We start from the raw sequence: 684 nt of genomic DNA on the forward strand, positions 1-684 counted from the left end.
GACCTTAACCTAGGCCGGGAGGATGGACTTGCGATCGTCCGCAATCTGGCGACAAAATCGGATGTTCCTATCATAGTGATCAGCGGCGACCGGCTTGATGAGGCGGAAAAAGTGGTTGCACTGGAGCTCGGCGCAACCGATTTCATTCCCAAGCCTTTCGGGATGCGCGAATTCTTGGCCCGCATTCGAGTAGCGCTACGCCAGCGCATTTCTAGTCCGCGAACCAGAGAGCAGCGCTCATTTCGCTTTGGGGCCTGGAAGCTCAGCGTGAAGCAGCGGCGACTGATCTGTGCGGAGCGTGGCGAGGTCAAGCTTACCGCATGTGAGTTCAATCTGTTGATCGCATTTCTGGAGAACCCCCGCAACGTGCTATCCAGAGAACGGCTTTTGCTCGCGAGCCGAGTGCGTGGAGAAGAGGTGTACGATCGAAGTATCGATGTCCTAATCATGCGCTTGCGCCGAAAGCTGGAGGCTGATGCGGCCAACCCTCGCCTGGTCAAAACATCCCGTGGCGCAGGGTACTTCTTCAACGCTGACGTAGATGTTAGCTACGGAGGCACGTTGGCCGCGTGACAGTGAGCTATGCTGGAGATTGGGGTGACGAGGCTGATCAAGCCTTCCAACAGTACCAGCCTGATCAATTACGGCGAGAGCTACCGGTCCGGAGATCGCATCAGCCCCTCT

Annotated in this window: 1 protein-coding gene; it reads left to right on the forward strand. The window is 57.0% G+C overall.

What is annotated here, in order from left to right; all coding sequences use genetic code 11:
* Positions 1-573 (forward strand): two-component system response regulator VirG (gene virG / locus NKI46_RS30905; RefSeq protein ID WP_352577402.1); only part of this gene is annotated, 573 nt, incomplete at its 5' end.
* Between the last annotated feature and the right edge of the window lie 111 nt (positions 574-684).

This window comes from Mesorhizobium sp. M0615 (assembly GCF_040320805.1).
Taxonomy (GTDB): Bacteria; Pseudomonadota; Alphaproteobacteria; order Rhizobiales; family Rhizobiaceae; genus Mesorhizobium.